This is a genomic window from Colwellia sp. 20A7, from assembly GCF_009832865.1.
In the GTDB taxonomy this organism is placed as follows: Bacteria; Pseudomonadota; Gammaproteobacteria; order Enterobacterales; family Alteromonadaceae; genus Colwellia.
Genome location: NZ_CP047130.1, coordinates 1,913,544 through 1,931,469, shown reverse-complemented (window position 1 = coordinate 1,931,469; position 17,926 = coordinate 1,913,544). Strand labels below are relative to the sequence as shown.

General features: G+C 36.6%; 12 protein-coding genes. 3 read left to right on the top strand and 9 right to left on the bottom strand.

Annotated elements, in window-relative coordinates; all coding sequences use genetic code 11:
* Positions 1-76: 76 nt before the first annotated feature.
* From GQS55_RS08410 to GQS55_RS08380, 7 genes are all read right to left on the bottom strand, one after another.
* On the bottom strand, positions 77-898 hold the full coding sequence (locus GQS55_RS08410) for an ABC transporter ATP-binding protein (protein ID WP_159819678.1): 822 nt from the start codon (positions 896-898) through the stop codon (positions 77-79).
* A 242-nt stretch (positions 899-1,140) separates the two neighbouring features.
* Positions 1,141-2,400 (bottom strand): ABC transporter substrate-binding protein, encoded by a 1,260-nt coding sequence (locus tag GQS55_RS08405; protein WP_159819676.1) that lies wholly within the window; start codon positions 2,398-2,400, stop codon positions 1,141-1,143.
* A gap of 142 nt (positions 2,401-2,542) precedes the next feature.
* Entirely contained in the window at positions 2,543-3,616 is a 1,074-nt protein-coding gene (locus tag GQS55_RS08400; RefSeq protein ID WP_159819674.1) for a branched-chain amino acid ABC transporter permease, read from the bottom strand.
* Between the two features lie 43 nt (positions 3,617-3,659).
* Complete coding sequence (locus GQS55_RS08395) at positions 3,660-4,553, bottom strand: branched-chain amino acid ABC transporter permease (RefSeq protein ID WP_159819672.1); 894 nt, start codon at positions 4,551-4,553, stop codon at positions 3,660-3,662.
* Positions 4,550-6,529: a long-chain fatty acid--CoA ligase gene (locus GQS55_RS08390; RefSeq protein ID WP_159819670.1), complete on the bottom strand. Its 1,980-nt coding sequence runs from the start codon at positions 6,527-6,529 to the stop codon at positions 4,550-4,552. Before GQS55_RS08390 ends, GQS55_RS08395 begins: the two co-directional genes overlap by 4 nt.
* On the bottom strand, positions 6,529-7,347 hold the full coding sequence (locus GQS55_RS08385) for an ABC transporter ATP-binding protein (protein ID WP_159819668.1): 819 nt from the start codon (positions 7,345-7,347) through the stop codon (positions 6,529-6,531). The genes GQS55_RS08390 and GQS55_RS08385 overlap by 1 nt, the downstream gene beginning before the upstream one ends.
* A gap of 121 nt (positions 7,348-7,468) precedes the next feature.
* A complete protein-coding gene (locus GQS55_RS08380) occupies positions 7,469-8,551 on the bottom strand; it encodes a DcaP family trimeric outer membrane transporter (protein ID WP_159819666.1) in 1,083 nt (360 codons plus the stop codon).
* Between the two features lie 261 nt (positions 8,552-8,812).
* Here GQS55_RS08380 and GQS55_RS08375 point away from each other — a divergent pair, with 261 nt between their 5' ends.
* A complete protein-coding gene (locus GQS55_RS08375; RefSeq protein WP_159819664.1) occupies positions 8,813-12,361 on the top strand; it encodes a hybrid sensor histidine kinase/response regulator in 3,549 nt (1,182 codons plus the stop codon).
* Positions 12,362-12,608: 247 nt separating this feature from the next.
* On the opposite strand, the gene GQS55_RS08370 is transcribed toward GQS55_RS08375, so the two are convergent.
* Complete coding sequence (locus GQS55_RS08370; protein ID WP_442872181.1) at positions 12,609-13,286, bottom strand: response regulator transcription factor; 678 nt, start codon at positions 13,284-13,286, stop codon at positions 12,609-12,611.
* Between the two features lie 249 nt (positions 13,287-13,535).
* Here GQS55_RS08370 and GQS55_RS08365 point away from each other — a divergent pair, with 249 nt between their 5' ends.
* The gene (locus GQS55_RS08365; protein WP_159819662.1) at positions 13,536-13,979 is read left to right on the top strand and encodes a hypothetical protein; all 444 of its coding nucleotides are present in this window, start codon (positions 13,536-13,538) and stop codon (positions 13,977-13,979) included.
* Between the two features lie 182 nt (positions 13,980-14,161).
* The gene (locus GQS55_RS08360) at positions 14,162-16,462 is read left to right on the top strand and encodes a YgiQ family radical SAM protein (protein WP_159819660.1); all 2,301 of its coding nucleotides are present in this window, start codon (positions 14,162-14,164) and stop codon (positions 16,460-16,462) included.
* Between the two features lie 109 nt (positions 16,463-16,571).
* Here the strand turns inward: GQS55_RS08360 and GQS55_RS08355 are convergent, their stop codons facing one another.
* Positions 16,572-17,918, bottom strand: a complete 1,347-nt coding sequence (locus GQS55_RS08355; RefSeq protein WP_159819658.1) for a DEAD/DEAH box helicase — start codon at positions 17,916-17,918, stop codon at positions 16,572-16,574.
* Between the last annotated feature and the right edge of the window lie 8 nt (positions 17,919-17,926).

Below are 17,926 nucleotides of genomic sequence, written 5' to 3'. Positions count from 1 at the left end.
ATAAGCTAAGGCCTAAGGTAAAGTGACTAGTTTTCTGAGCAAACTTACAAAGGGTAATTAATAGTCAGGTACAATTTTACAACCAACGTTTACGTCGTTTATAAGATTTTAGGTTCTTAAAGCTTTTCCGCTCTTCATTACCGCCACCTAAATAAAACTCTTTCACATCTTCATTACTCAATAATTGTTCTTGCGTACCATCAAGCACTATTTTTCCTGACTCCATAATGTACCCATAGTCAGCAGCCTTTATTGCATAGTTAGCATTTTGCTCAACCAACAACATGGTAATACCTTGATCTACATTTATTTTCTTAATAATTCCAAAAACTTCTTTTACTAACAACGGTGACAAACCCATTGATGGCTCATCCAAACAAATCATTTTAGGACGGGCCATTAATGCTCTGCCAATCGCTAACATTTGCTGTTCGCCACCCGACAAATACCCTGCTAAACCAGTACGCTCTTTTAACCGAGGAAAATAATGAAAGACCATTTCTATATCTTGATTTATTTGTGAATCTTTTCGGGTATAAGCACCTAATTTAAGGTTTTCAATTGATGTCATATCTTCAATAATACGACGCCCTTCCATTACCTGAAAAAGACCACTACGCACAACATCTTCTGCATTCTTTTTATCGATACGCTCACCCATAAAAGTGATATCACCTTTAGTAACTTCACCATATTCTGTCTTTAAAAGCCCTGAAATTGCTTTTAAGGTTGTCGATTTCCCTGCCCCGTTAGGTCCAAGTAAAGTAACAACATCTCCTTCTGGTACATCTAAAGAAACCCCACGAAGTACCTGAATAACTTCATCATAAACAACTTCTATATTGTTAACTGATAACATAGGTGTGGCTGTTTGAATTTTTGCTGCTGTCTGAGACATATTTATATGCTCCGTTAAAATCTTTATATTTGCCTAATTTGAAATTAATACCCATCAGATATAATCACAAACTCTCTAACTAATTTTATTACGCCAAATTATCAAGTTATCGCCACAACCACAGAACTAAATGAATAATTTAATTAATGGTTGTGGCTAGCAACAATGACATCATTGTTGCTGTAATCGATTACCCGAAATTCATGACCTAAAGTTAATGACCTAAAGTTAATAACCTAAAATTAGTAACCTAACCAATCATCACGACGTTCTAAGGTAACTTGTGATACTTTTTCAATTTTTATATCACCATCGTTATAGTTGCCTTTGTAAATGTTAACTTGGTTAACACCACGGTGATCTTCGTTAGTCCAGTTAGCAGCTAAACAAACACCTTCTAAGCCCTTTGGCACCCAATCTTTATGAACATACATTCCTTTTTTGATATTTTCACCGGTAATACCACCATTTTCTTTAGCCCATTCCATTGCTTCTTTCATGTAGTAAGTTGAGCAAACACCACGAATATAGTGATGAACACGTTCTTCTTTACCTGATTCATCTGACATTTTAGAAATTTCACGTAGCAACTTCATGCCTGGTACATCATCTCCCCAGAAAGGTGTCATCGTTGGGAATATATAGTCTTGAATCCCCTCGCCTGCGGCTGCAAATACCTCTTTATCGCCGCCCCAAATGTTTGACATAAATTGAATATCAACACCAACGGTACTACACGATTTAACTAATGACTGAACTGAACCGCCTAAGTTACCGATATAGCCATAATTTGATCCTGAGCTTTTAATACTTAAACATTGGGCTTTAAAATCGCCAGGTTTCATAGAAATAACAACCGGTGGTAGCACATTAAAACCTAGTTCTTCAGCATACTCTGCACAAGCGGCTTTTGGAGCATTTGGAAATGGATGATTTGCGCCAATATGAGTAAATTTGGGTTTACCGTCTTTACCTTTCTTTTTCCAATCATCAGCTGCCCACTGAACTAAACCACGACAGGCATCTGAGTATGATGCTCCATAAAAGAAATTATAAGGTGCTGGTTTTTTCGTATGTGGGTTTTTAGCGGTTGGATCAGTTAAATGTCCAGAATAAGACGCAGAGAAAACAGGTGTTTTATCACGTGCAACAAAAGAGATTAATGCTTCTGTATCTGCCGTTCCCCAACCTTGCATCGCAACCATGTTTTTACGCGTTTTCCATTTTTTATAATTGGCAATTGCTTGTGGTACTTTATAAGCATAATCAATTGTTTCAGATTCAAGTTTAGTTCCATTAATGCCACCATTAGCATTTATATAGGCGAGTGAGTCTCGTACACCATCAGCATAATTTTTACCCACAAATGCTGTTGGACCTGACATATCAGCCAAATGACCAACAAAAACAGAATCTTGTGCCTGTACTTGGCTAGTAGCACTTAACAAAACAGTAGTAGCAATTGAACTTAGTAATAATTTTTTATTTATAGTTTTTCTCATGTGATGTTCCTTAACTTATTGTTATATATTAGGTTGTTAAACTTTTCTATTTACGTTTTATTCAGAAGTTAAGTTAGAATTCTCCCCATAAACTTAACTTCATCTTATTCTCCACGACTTACTAATAACTTTAAAAAAGTGCTTAGTAAGCAAATGGATAGAATTTCCAATAGTTTTTAATTTGCGTCCAGCGATGTGATAAACCTTCTGGTTCAAAAATTAAAAATGCGATAATAACCAAACCGATAGCCATCTCTTTAATGTAAGCCAAACCATCGATAACCATTGGAATATTGCCCCAATCAGTCATTTTCATAAAACCAACGCCGCTTGATAATACCTCTGGTAAGAACACCATAAAGATAACGCCCATTAAAGTGCCTTTAATAGACCCTAAGCCACCAATAATAATCATCCCTAAGAATTGAATCGACATCATAATGGTAAAACCTTCGGCAGATACATAACCTAAGTAATGCGCGTATAACGCACCACCAATACCGGCATAGAATGAAGAGATACCAAAAGATAATAAGCGATATTTATTTAATTTAACGCCCATGATTTCAGCTGATAAATAATGGTCTCGTACCGCAATAAATGCTCGGCCATCACGGCTTCGCATTAAATTACATCCCCAAATAAACATAAAAACTAAGGCGAATAGCGCGATATAATAAAAACTTTGGTCAGTATCAAAAACAAAACCAAACAATTTTACTGGCTCTGCCATAGAGCCTGAAGCACCACCTGAGAACCACTCAGCACGAGAAAAGAAATCCTCAATAATAAATTGCGATGCTAATGTTGCTATTGCCAGGTATAAGCCTTTAATTCTTGCCGCCGGTGCACCAAACATCATGCCAACAGCCATGGTTAAAAAACCAGCCAAAGGAATACACAAAAACACGGGTATATTAAAGCTTGTATTCAACCAGGCTGAGGCAAATGCACCAAAGCCAAAGAAAGCCCCATGACCTAACGATATTTGCCCGGTATACCCCACTAGAATATTTAAACCCAGTGCTGCAATGCCCAAATATGATATTTGAATCAATAAGGTAATAAAGTATCCATCAAGTAATACGGGTGCAAAGCACAAAGCAATAATGGTAAATATAGTTACCCAACGGATGGTTTTTGTTTCAAAAATTGTATTGTCTTGTTTATAGCTCGTACGGAAATCTCCGCACGGACGCATAGTTAAGCTCGACATAAGTTACTCCTAATAATTATTCTTTTTTGTTAATTAAGTCGCGTTATATACGCTCAATGTCTTTAGTACCAAACAATCCATAAGGCTTGAACCAAAGAATTATTAACAATACATAAAATGGTGCTATGTCATACATGTTGCCAATGTGTAAATATTGACTATCAAAAAACTCAGCAACATTCTCTAACACACCAATAATTAAGCCGCCCACAATTGCACCTACAATTGAGTCTAATCCACCTAAAATAACCGCTGGAAAAACTTTTATGCCCATAATAGAAAGTGAATCTGAAACCCCATTTACCATACCAATAACGATACCTGCTGTTGCTGATACTGTTGCGGCAATCCCCCAACTCATCGCAAAAACATGTTTAACAGATATGCCTAAGCTTTGTGATACTTGTTGGTCAAAAGCGGTAGCACGCATCGCCAAACCATGCTTAGAATGTTTAAAGAATAAATAGAAAGCTATCATGATAACCAAGGCGATAATGGTACTCATTAGATACGCCATTTCTATATTTAACCCCAAAATATTAATCGTTTGAGTATCAAATACTTGAGGATAACTTTGTGGTGACACACCAAATATCCATTTCATAAGTGCTTGGAAGAATATTGAGAGTCCAATCGTTACCATAATAACCGAGATAATAGGCTCGCCTATCATAGGTCTTAGCACTATCATTTGTAGTAACACCCCAAAAGCGGCCATAAAACAAAGCGAAAGTAAGAAACCAGCAAAGAACGGAAGCTCTAAGTAAATAAGTGATGCCCAACATACCCAGGCACCAATAAGTAAAAACTCACCTTGAGCAAAGTTTACAATTTGTGTTGATTTATAAACCAAAACAAAACACATCCCAATTACGCCATATAACAAACCAACTATCAGGCCGTTTACTACTAATTGAGTTAAGAGTTCAAAATTCATGATGCTTTCCTCTCTATTTGGCTAACTTTATTTGCAGACACTGCGCTACCATCATTTTCGATTAGCGTAGACACCTTAAGCTGAGTTTTAATGCGTGAACTTCCGCCATCTTGGAAGGTAATCACGGTATCTATATCAACTTTCTCTTTGTTATCGTAAATAGACGTAATGATGTCTCCATATTTGTCTGCAATAACACTGCGACGCACTTTACGGGTACGAGTTAATTCACCATCATCAGCATCTAACTCTTTATAAAGTAATATAAATTTATTAATTTTTTGAGCATCAGGTAACGTGTCATTAACCTTGGCTATTTCTTCACTCAATTTTTCATAAACTTCAGGTAAGGCTGACAAGCTTGTGTAATTAGTAAAGCTATAACCTTGTTGCTCAGCCCATTTTGAAACGATTGAAAAACGAATACAGATTAAAGCGCTTAAATAAGGTCTGTCTTTACCTAGAATTACGGCTTCGCCAATGAAAGACGAAAATTTCAATTTATTCTCAATGTATTGTGGAGAGTACTGCACACCATTATTAGTTTTTGCGAGATCTTTAATGCGATCAATAATAACTAGGTGGCCCGATGGTTTAAAATAACCAGCATCCCCGGTATGCATCCAACCATCAATAACATCTTCATCGTAGGCTTTTTGGTTATCTAAATAGCCGGTAAACATACCAACCGTTTTTGCAATAACTTCACCAACGCCTGCTTTATCAGTATTAATAACTTTTACTTCGGCACTATCAAAGGCAACACCAACACTGTCATAGTCAACGTCGTTTTCTTCGTGAACAGTGTATGCACCACAAAGTTCGGTTTGACCATAAAGTTGACGTAAAGGCACACCAATGGTTTGAAAGAATCTAAAAGTATCAGGTCCCATTGCGGCACCACCTGTTGCAGCCGATTTCAAGAAAGTAAAACCTAATCTATCTTTCAACGCATTCATTAACAGAAAATCAGCAAGCCACGAGCGCTTCCCTTGATTTTGTGCTTTTTCTGCTAACGCAAAAGCATAATCAAATAATTTTTGTTTTAAAGGTGTTGAATCCATCATTCGGGCTTTAACGTCAGCTAAAATACCTTCCCAAACACGTGGCGCAAGTAACACAAAACTTGGCCCAATTTCACGTAAATCAGCCATTAAGGTTTCTTGTTCTTCAACAAAATTAACAATTTGTCTTGCGATTAATGCTTGGCCAACGGCGTATACCTGTTCCATAATCCAAGGCAATGGCAGAACTGATACATAATTATCCCCGGCTTGACGGGGATCAGCGCGTAGATATGAACTACAGTGTTTAACAAAATTACCACCACCTAAAAAAGCAATTTTAGGCTTAGACGTTGTACCTGAAGTTGTACAATAAATAGCGGTTTCTTCTGCGCAAGTTGAGTCAACATATAAGTCATATAATTCAGGAGATGCTTGCTCTATCTCTTGGCCTTGCTTATAAAGATCTTCAATATTAACCAGTCGTTTATCATCATATTTTCGCATGCCGCGAGGATCACAATAAACAATGATTTTTACGTCTTGAATATCATCACCCAACTCAAGTAACTTGTCGCACTGCTCTTCATCTTCGGCAATAACAACGGTCGCATTACTTTTATTGAGTAAATAAACTACTTCTTCATGTAATGAATCTTGAAAAATACCAATAGAATAACAACCCATGGCATGAGCACAAACTTCACCCCAAACCCATTCAGGGCGGTTGTCACCTAATAAGGCAATAGCATCTTTAGGCTGAATGCCCAACTTTCTTAAGGATAAAGAAAGCCACTTAACGCGATTTTGATAATCTAACCAAGTAAACTCATTCCATATACCAAACTCTTTTTCACGCATCGAAATGTCATTAGGGTATTTCTGTGCATTATGACGAAGTATTTTAGGGAAGGTATCTAATGCCCCCATATCAAAATCTTTACTTGTAGTTACTTCTGTTAAACTTGACATTAGCTAGCCTCCTTTTCTTCATAGACAATCGCTTTTTCAATTTCGTCATCTTCTATACCCAGGTAAGCACGCTTCACGTGTGGATCAGCCATCACTTCCTCTGGTAAGCCAGAAATAAGCTTTTTACCAAAATCGAGTACCATCACCTGATGGGAGATATCCATGACCACACCCATGTCATGCTCAATCATCACAACCGTAATGCCAAACTCTTCATTTAAATCGAGAATATAACGAGCCATGTCTTCTTTTTCTTCCAGGTTCATACCTGCCATAGGCTCATCAAGTAAAATTAATTCTGGTTTTAATGCCATTGCTCTCGCTAACTCGACGCGTTTACGTAAACCATAAGACAGCGTGCCGGCAACAGATTTTCTGATATGAGATATTTCTAAAAAGTCGATAACTTCTTCTACGTATCGTCTATGTGCTAATTCTTCTTTTTGTGCATTTGAAGCCCAATATAATGGGCCTGTAAGCCAATTATTTTTTAATAGGTGGTGACGACCAACCATAATATTGTCTAATACCGACATGTGGCCAAATAAAGCTAAGTTTTGAAAAGTACGTCCCATACCAAGATCTGCTCTATCATTTGGCAGTAACTTAGTGACATTTTGATCATTAAAAATAATATTGCCTGAATTAGGACGATAACGACCAGAAATACAATTAAGCATGGACGTTTTACCAGCACCATTTGGGCCGATTATCGAAAATACAGAGCCTCGGGGAACTTCAAAGCTAACATCAGTTAGCGCTTTCACACCACCAAATGCTAATGAAACTTGCTCTACTTTGAGTATTGACTCAGCCATACTCCCTCTCCTAAATTAATAAAAAATAATATATGCGTTTAAAAAAAGTGGGGGAATATCCCCCCACCAAAACGTAACAACAAAATGGGAACTGTTACGTCAACAACGCTTTACTTGAAAACTAAAGTACGTATTGCAATGAAAGTTGTGCGTAATTTGAATCAGCATCTTGCTCTTTCATAGTGAAGTTACCTACTTCAACACCAACCGCTAACTGCTTGGTTAAGTTTTGAAATAAATTCACACCCCATTGGCGACGATCAGCACCTGAAGAGTCCGCATCAGCAGCACCATAAAGTACGGTACTTCTTAATGTGTCAGTCCAATAATGACGGTAAGCAACAAGATAAGACGTAACGTCTTCCACTTCTTCAATGACATTGCCATTCACATCTGTTTTGGTGAAGATATCGGGAGTAAAACCAGCACCAACATAACGACCTACTTCACCCTGATGAAGTTGAAACCTAAGATCATCTTTACCAATAGTGTTAATACGACCAGCAATTGAAGCACCTATCGCTGTTTCGGTATTACCTAAATTAGTATTTAACTGGCGACCTAGTGCAGAAAAAGAAATGTTTCCCCAGTCACCTTTTAGGTTATAACGTGCAACAACATCTGGAATGCTGTCATTAGCGGTATCACCACCCCAGCTTTCAGGGTTTTCAATTGATACTTGAAAGTCCCCCATGGTGTAGCGAACTTGACCTTGTCGAATGAAAACTAAACCTAAGGTAGCGCCGGCAAAATCTGCTGATTCAGGAATAGCACTAGTATTCATAAAGGTTGACCATGTTTGCCCTACTAATACATCTTTATACTTAATAAACGCATGACGAATACGAGGGTTAGCAGAGTTTGAAACAATCTCATTACCCCCGCCTCCCCAAAAGTCCAATTCAATAAACCCCATAACATCATCATGGGTATATTTCATATTAAATCGGGTTTCATTGGCAAAAAGATTAAATTGAGAAGCACTTTCATCAAGCTTAGTACCTGATCCAGCCCAATATGGTCGGTATGCAACATCCCCATCAACATAGCGAGCATCTACTTTAATGTAGCCACCAAACGATAGGCTATCTTCATCAGTCAACTTAATGTCGTAAGCTGCATTAGCGACACCCGTAGCTAAAAGTAAACTTCCAGCAAGTAATAATTTTTTAGATTTGTTTTTTGTAGACTTATTGCTAAACATTACTATTCCCCTTTCTTATATTTTTTATTTATAGTTTTACTGTTTGTATTTATTGTTTTGTTATTCTCTTTGTTCAAAAACATAATAGAACAGTAAACAAATGTAACAATCGGCAATAAGACTTAGCACCTAGCGCTTAGTCCTTTAGTAGTAGGTGTTTAAATAACCAAGGTACTAGTACTTAAGTTATAGAAATATAGAAATATATTGTGGGTGAACTATGGTAAATTTAGTAAGAAGGTTTAGTTTTCTGGAATAGGTATGTTTGCAAATTGGTTATTAGTTAGCGTTAGCATTGGCTATATAAGTTTATTATTTCTTATTGCCCATTTAGGTGGTAAATACAGAAATAAACTAAAAACTAAACAACAAGCCATTATTTATGCCTTATCTTTAGGTGTTTATTGCACTTCATGGGGATTTTTAGGCACAAGTGCACAAGCGGCTAATAACTCCTACACCTATCTTTCTGTGTATTTAGCCCCTGTTTTATTATTTGTATTTGCTTGGCCTTTTATTCAGCGAATGATAAAAACAAGCTTAGAGCTTAAAATAACCTCTATAGCTGATTTACTTTCTGCACGTTTTGGTAAGTCTCAAAATTTAGCCGTTATTATTACCATAGTCGTTTTAATTGGAACTATGCCCTATATAGCCTTACAGCTAAAAGCGATTATTTATTCCTATCAAATTTTACAAGAAACACAGCATTTACCTATTTGGAAAATAGGGTTAATTGTTAGTATTATTCTGGCTGTTTTTACTATTATTTTTGGTATTCGCACTATTGATATAACTGAGCGTCACCCTGGAGTAATGATTGCAATAGCCTTTGAATCACTCGTGAAATTAATTGCTTTTCTTCTGGTAGGCCTGTTCGTTTGTTTTATTATTTATGACTCACCAATGGATATTTGGGAGTTATCAAAAGATCAATTAAATATTCAGCAACAATTTGATTTTTCTAACTTTGTTGGTATGTTCGGCATGTTAATCATCGTTATGTCTGCTTTTTTATGTTTACCAAGACAATTTCAAGTTATGTTTGTCGAAATAAAAGACCAAAAAACAAGCTCCATGGCGAGATGGTTGTTACCTATTTACGTACTTATTTTTGGTTTTTTTGCTGGTCCATTAGGTTTAGCGGGTCATTTAAATTATGGAGATTCTCTGCCACCAGATGCTTATGTACTCTTTTTACCTGCTTTTCATGGCGAAGTGTGGCTGTCTTTATTTTCCTTTTTAGGGGCTATTTCTGCTGCAAGTTCAATGGTAATTGTTTCCACAATCGCGTTAAGTACCATGCTCAGTAATGAGATTGTTTTCCCGTTAATGTTTAAATTCTCGCGTAAACAACATCACAATTTTAATCATTTCCAATCTCAACTTTTATTTATTCGTAAAGCACTCGTCTTATTTGTTATTTTCTTAAGCTATGGTCTTTTGTTACTGTCACCACCCGATACCCTCTCGTCATTAGGTGAAGTAGCTTTTGGTGCAATAGCTCAGGTAGGGCCTACTTTATTTGTCGCATTTTACTGGCGCAAGGCGACACTTGCAGGTGTGCTAACAGGCATAAGCAGTGGCTTTACTATTTGGGTGCTCTTTAATTTACTACCACAATTAGGATTATATCCACATCCCTTTGAAAATAGTGATTTACCAAAAACTACGGTGGTGACATTACTTGGGTTGCTGATCAACATTACCTCACTTTGGTTTGTTTCTTTATTAACAAGACAAAGTATTCGAGAACAAATGCAAAGTAGATTTTTCTATAAGGATAGGGTCAATACGCAATGGCGTTTACCCGCTCAAACTAAAGTGGAAATAGTTGAGTTAGAGTTTTTAATGGCTCGCTTCATTGGCCAAGAAAAAGCTAAACAGTGCTTTAAACAGTTTCATCGTCCTTATCGTAATAAACACAGTAAACAATTTAATGAAACAGTCTTACTTCATGCTGAAACAACCCTAGCTCGCGTATTAGGTTCAGCTTCAGCAAAATTAGTTATATCTTTTGCAACCAGCGGCCAAAACTTACCTTTTGATCAAGTCGCTAAGTTGGTAGAAGATAACTCTAGCCAGCAACTAGAATTTAGTCGTACTGTGCTACAAAGTGCCATTGAGAATGTTAGTGAAGGAATATCAGTTATTGATAGTGAACTAAAGTTAGTTGCATGGAATAAACAATACGTAGATATTTTTAATTACCCCAATGATATTATTTATATAGGCTGCCCTATAAGCCAATTAATTTATTTCAACTTGAGTCAACAAGACTACTTTATTAAAGATATTGAACAACAAGTAGAAAAACGCATTCAATTTATAAAAGCAGGAAGTCGTCATAACTCGGAATATAAACTCAAAAATGGCAAAAACATTCATATTGAAGGAAACCCTATACCCGGTGGTGGTTTTGTCATGATATTTTCTGATATCACTAAATATCGTCAAACAGAAAAAGTACTCAAAGATGAAAACACAGACCTTGAATCAAGAGTACAATTTCGTACCGCAGAGTTAGAACAAGCAAATAAAGAACTCGCACAGGCTAACTTTGAATTAGCACAAGCAAAAGCTAAAGCCGTACAAGCTCATGTGAAAAAAAGTCAATATTTAAAAGCATGCAGCCACGATTTACTACAACCGTTATCGGCCGCTAGACTATTTTCATCTTCAGTTTCTTTAAACCCAAAAGTCAGCAATGATGTTCGAGAGCAAATAAATAAAATTGATAATTCTTTAGAAATAGCCAATAGTTTATTACTCGATCTAAATGAAATATCTCGTATTGAAAGCGGTAATATTGATCCGAATATTGAATCAATTTCAGTAGAAAAGTTGTTTACTATGTTAGCGAGTGAATTTAATGCCCTAACAGATGAATACCAGATAGAGTTTCACTGTAAAACAAGCAAGCTGTTTGTTGCTAGTGACATAACATTACTTTCAAGAATTATTCAAAACTTCTTAAGTAACGCTTTTCGTTATGCACACACAAATAAAAACAACAAAAAAAATAAAGTATTATTAGGGTGTCGCCGACAAGGAAAAGAGCTCTCTATTCAAGTATTTGATAATGGTCCAGGTATCCCAGTAGAAAAACAAAAGCAAGTGTTTGAACAGTTTACCCAATTAAAAACGAGTAATTACATGGGTCCTAAAGGATTAGGCTTGGGCTTAAATATAGCACAAAGTTTAGCCAACATTTTAGAGCATAAAATTAACCTGAAATCTCAAGCCAGGCACGGTTGTTTATTCAGTATTAATGTTCCAATTATTAAATCAATGTTGAAAGAGCAACCAGTACAACCGACGGCTAGCATGAACTTACAAGGTGTCGGCGTATTATGTGTTGATAATGAACAAGCAATACTAGATGGTATGTCAACATTGTTAAGCGCATGGCAATGCCAAGTATTTACCGCAATTAACGCTCAAGAAGCCAAAGAAATTTATAAAAAGCATGAAGATGAAATAGACATTTTTCTGGTCGACTATCAATTAACAGAAGCTAAAAATGAAGAGTTAGACGTAAGTATGCATAATCTATTAAATGATGAACGCAATAAAGAGCACACCCATCATCAAATTAACGGGATTGAGTTAATTAAGCAGTTAAGGTCAACAAGTCAATATTCCCTACCTGCAGTGCTGATAACAGCGACCACAGATGAAAACCTGATGGCACTTGCCAAACAACACAACATTAGTTACTTACAAAAAATTATTAAACCACTAGCCTTACGAGCCCTAATGAGCGCATTACTAACAAAAGAACTCGCTAAAAACTATGCAAATAAGTAGTGCGAATAAGTAGTGCTAGCAAAGAATGCCAATAATAGGATGCTAATACCAGTTTCATTAATTAAGTGAACAATTTTATACGTAGAAAAAATTGCCAAATACAAGGCATTTATTTCAATAACTAGTTGTTCTAGTAATTAAATAAATAACGATGTAGTTGGTGATTTTAGCAAGTAGGAATGATCACATAGTTAGTGAGATTGGTATAACAATAACGTTAGCACTAAATAGATATGAGAGCCTTAAGCTATTCGGTAGAAGTCTGACCAAAAACGCTCTGACTTGATTGCACTTCATTTAAAAGAATAACGGCTTGAGTGCGGCTTCTAACACCTAACTTTAAAAATATAGTGCTCGCATGGCTTTTGATCGTAGATTCAGACAATCCTAGTTCATAAGCGATTTGTTTATTTAACAAACCATCAGCAAACATCAACAATATTTTATGTTGTTTAGGGGTTAATGACGCTACTTTATCACCCGCAATATTTTTTTCAGTATCGTGGCCATTAAACTTACCATCAGGCGTCCACAACGTACCGTTTAAAACTTCTTTTATCGCAAGGACCATTTCTGGAACCGGCGTAGACTTAGGAATAAAACCTGCCGCGCCAAAATTCATCGCCTTATAAATGGTTTCTTTATCTTCAAAACCAGAAATAATAACCACACCCAATTCAGGGTATGTACGTCTAATGGCGATTAAACTATCAAATCCTTTGGCACCGGGAATATCAAGATCAAGTAATAAGAGATCAACACCACTTACACTTTGTAAATGCTGATCAAGATCAGGGATAGTTTGTGCTTCAAAAATTTTTGCACCGTTAAAATGTGACCTTAACGTAAGCGTCAAGGCTTGACGAAATAAAGGATGGTCATCAGCCAGAATTATTTTCATGTTACTAAACATAGTTATACTCATTGCTTAACCAATTATAATTATTAATTGGAAGGGTTAAGACGTATCAAATGAAAGCTTTCAATGTATTAAACACCATAACAAAATCTATTAAATGCTGCTATAGAGAAATTTTATTTTTCTGATCTACTCGTTAAGGAAACTGAATTATAAATTAATTACAAAAAAAGATTGAATATTAAACAAAATAGACATACTGTATATAAACACAGTATGTCTATTTTTGCTTAATATGCCTTAAGGAAATTAATAATGATTAACACTAACACCAATAATATCAATCAATTAAAAAGTGGTTTTAATACAGCAACACCATTAAATATAAATTGGTTTCAACATACTAATGTCACTAACGACTTTGAGCTTTCAAGTCAATATGTCCATATTTGCCATCAACATAAGCAAGAAAAGAAGTGGTTATTATTTATTAACCCTGAAGAAACATCTATTGAAAAGCTAGCAAAAACACATGGTGTAGATGTATCAAAAATACTTATGGTGAATTATAAAAGCTCTGTGGCTAACCGAGCAAAAATCGCATTATCACAAATTACTTCCGTACTAAGTAAAGGTAATTGCTCTGCTGTTATTTTATCGAATAGTTTATTTAACGCTGATGAAATTGCAGAACTTGAAATTTCTGCAAAAAAAGGGAAAACACATTGTTTCTTAATGGAACAGTGTCAATTACACTAAATTTAAAGCGCCCGCTCTATTCTAAATATATAATTAACAACACCATAGATTAATTGTATTTAAAGATAGTAGATACCTTTAGAAAAACCACTCAATTTTTGTTATAATCGCGCGCTGAATTTCAGTAAACTGAATAATACACGCAGTAAGCTGAAAAAATACCAAATAAATTGAGTTCTTCTATGATCAAAGCACAACAGCCATCCTTATTCGACTACCCAAAATATTGGGCCGAAAGTTACGGTACTGCACCATTTTTTCCTATGTCGAGAAAAGAAATGGACGTATTGGGCTGGGATAGCTGCGATATAATTATTGTCACAGGTGATGCTTACGTAGATCATCCAAGTTTTGGCATGGCAGTTATTGGTAGAATGTTAGAATCTCAAGGGTTTCGTGTTGGTATTATCGCTCAACCTGATTGGCGTTCAAAAGATGCCTTTATGGAACTTGGCAAACCAAATCTATTTTTTGGTGTTACCGCAGGTAATATGGATTCCATGATAAACCGCTATACCGCTGAACGTCGTATGCGTCATGATGATGCTTATACACCAAATGATGAAGGTGGAAAACGTCCTGATCGTGCAGTAACTGCTTATACTCAGCGTTGTAAAGAAGCCTTTAAAGGCGTTCCTGTTATTATTGGCGGCATAGAAGCAAGTTTACGTCGTATTGCCCATTATGATTACTGGTCTGATAAAGTACGCCGCTCGGTGTTATTTGACTCAAAAGCTGACTTATTAATTTACGGTAATGCTGAACGTCCTCTTATTGAAATAGCACACCGTATTGCTAACGGTGAAGACGTGAAAAAAATCACCGATGTTCGTGGTAGTGCATTTTTAGCGAACCAAGCCCTACCCGGTTGGAAAGGTATAGATTCACGTGATATTGACAGACCAGGTAAAATAGAACCTATAATCAATCCTTATGCTGAAATAACATCCGAAAGTTGTAGCGACAATGAAGCGGCCACGGCTGAAGCAAATAGCGACTTAAAAGATGTTACTAAAACAGCGCAAGTTATTAATATTGCAGATTTTAATGAAAGTAAAAGTAGTTATTCTCGCAATACTACATGGGAAAAAAAGGCCAAGCCTTGGGAAAATACTTATATTAACTTGCCAACGTTTGAACAAGTTAAAGACAATAAAGTGCTTTATGCGCATGCGTCTCGTATTTTTCATCAAGAAGTTAACCCAACATCAGCTAAACCTTTAGTTCAAACTCATGGCAACCGAATTATCTGGTTAAACCCACCAGCTAAACCACTTTCTGAAGCAGAAATGGATGGTGTATTTGGTTTACCTTATCAACGTGTACCGCATCCAAGTTATGGTAATGCTAAAATACCAGCATACGACATGATTAAAACGTCTATCAACATTATGCGTGGTTGTTTTGGTGGTTGTACTTTTTGCTCTATTACCGAGCATGAAGGCCGTATTATTCAGTCTCGTTCTCATGAATCTATTATTGCTGAAATTGAAGACATAAAACTTAAAGTACCAGGTTTTACTGGCGTTATTTCTGATTTAGGTGGCCCTACTGCCAATATGTATCAGCTTAATTGTAAAAGTGAAAAAGCTGAAGCAACTTGTCGTAAGCCTTCTTGTGTTTGGCCAACCATATGTGGTCATTTAGATACGGATCACACACCAACGATAGAGCTGTATCGAAAAGCAAGAAAAGTAAAAGGCATTAAAAAGGTACTTATAGCGTCAGGCGTTCGTTACGATTTAGCTATTGAACATCCTGAATATGTTCAAGAATTAGCAACACATCATGTTGGTGGTTATTTAAAAATAGCGCCTGAGCATACCGAAACGGGTCCATTAGCTAACATGATGAAACCGGGTATGGGTAGCTATGATAAATTTAAAGAAATGTTTGATCATTACTCTAAAGTTGCAGGAAAAAAGCAGTATTTAATTCCTTACTTTATTTCTGCACACCCAGGAACAACCGACAGAGACATGGTGAACTTAGCACTATGGCTAAAAAGTAACGACTTTAAGCTTGACCAAGTTCAAAACTTTTATCCATCGCCTTTAGCCAATGCTACAACGTTATATCACACAGAGATTAACTCTTTACGTAATGTAACCAGTAAAAACATTGCTAGAGACGACGGTACCATTACTGTTCCTAAGGGCACAATTCAACGCCGTTTACATAAAGCAATTTTACGTTATCACGATCAAAATAACTGGCCTGAAATACGTGCAGCATTAACCAAAATGGGACTAAGTAAGTTGATTGGCTCTGCACCGAACTGTTTAGTACCTAAAGAAACACGTAATGAACAGCGCAACCAAAATAATGATAGACGACAAGGGAAAAATAACTCTCAAGGTTTTAAGAGTAGCCCTGGGCAAAATAGACCTAAGCAAGGACAAGGAAAAGGAACACCGGCACATAAAAAAGGGTTAACACGTTTTTCTGACAACCAATTTAATGACAGAAAAGGTAAAGGATAACCGTAAAAACTAATCAATGTCATTAACACTGCCATAAACCCTATAGCGTTAGTTCAAATGTAAACTAACGCTATAATTTATGACTGCTTTTCTTATCAGTATTTAACCGTTACTCAGAATCTGATTTTAAATAACCGGCCCAAATGTCGGTATTAATAGACGACTTACTTTTTAAATTTTTCTTCGCTTTCTTCTTACCACTGTTTTTACCCTGGCCTTCTGGCGGTGCCATTGGCTTGCTTACAGAAAAAGACGGGTCAATAAGTGATTCATCAATTTCAAAACCAATTATCTCTTCTCGTTCAAGCCTGATCTTATTTTTCTTTTCGATAATTTTAAAATGATGATAATCTTCATAATCAATCAAGGATAGCGCTAAACCAACTTCACCAGCACGGCCACTTCGACCAATACGGTGCATATAATCTGACGGGCTTCTTGGTAAATCAAAGTTAATAACGACAGGCAGTTTTTCGATGTCTAAACCACGGGCTGCAATATCGGTTGCAATTAATACGTCAATCTCGCCAGCTTTAAACCCTTCAAGCACACGATTACGAGCGCCTTGACCTTGATCACCATGAAACACTTCAGCAACAATGTCATGCTTAGAAAGTTTATAAGCAAGATGTTCACAACCGTTTTTAGAATTAACAAAAACCAGTACTTGTCGCCATTTATGCTGTTTTATTAAATGCGCAAGTGATACTGTTTTTTCTCCTTTATTCACAGTAAAAACACGCTGAACCAAGGTGCTAGCATCAGCATTTTGCACTTGTATTTCAACTGGATTAGTAAGTAATTGTGCCGTTAACGCTTTAACTTGCTCTGGAAAGGTTGCAGAAAATAGTAACGTTTGCTTTTGCGTTGGCATTAACGCTAATAACGCAGAAAGCTCTTCAGTAAAACCTAAGCTCAACATGCGATCGGCTTCATCTAACACCAAGGTTTTAACGCGATCAAGCTTAATAGCATTACTTGATATCAAATCGAGTAATCGCCCAGGCGTTGCTACTAAAATATCAGTACCACCGCGTAAGGCCAACATTTGAGTATTTGCCGACACACCACCAAATACTGCCACGGTTTTAATCGCACCATTAAGGTCTGCGGCATAAGATCGAATACTGTCAGCAACTTGCTTCGCTAATTCACGCGTAGGTACTAAAATTAGCCCACTAACAAAATTGCCCTCCTTGCCCATGCTTTTTTTATTTTGTGCTTTTTTATTAAAAAGTTGTTGCAACAAAGGAAGCGCAAACGTTGCTGTTTTACCTGACCCTGTATTTGCGCCAGCAATGAGATCACGCCCAGCTAGCACATTAGGAATAGCCTGCCCTTGAATAGGCGTTGGTTGTTGATATTCCAGCTCGGCTAAGCGCGCGACTAAAGGCGAAATAAGGTTAAGCTGCGTAAAGCTAGCAGGTGTAACAACTTCGGTATTGTTAGTATTCATGAATATAA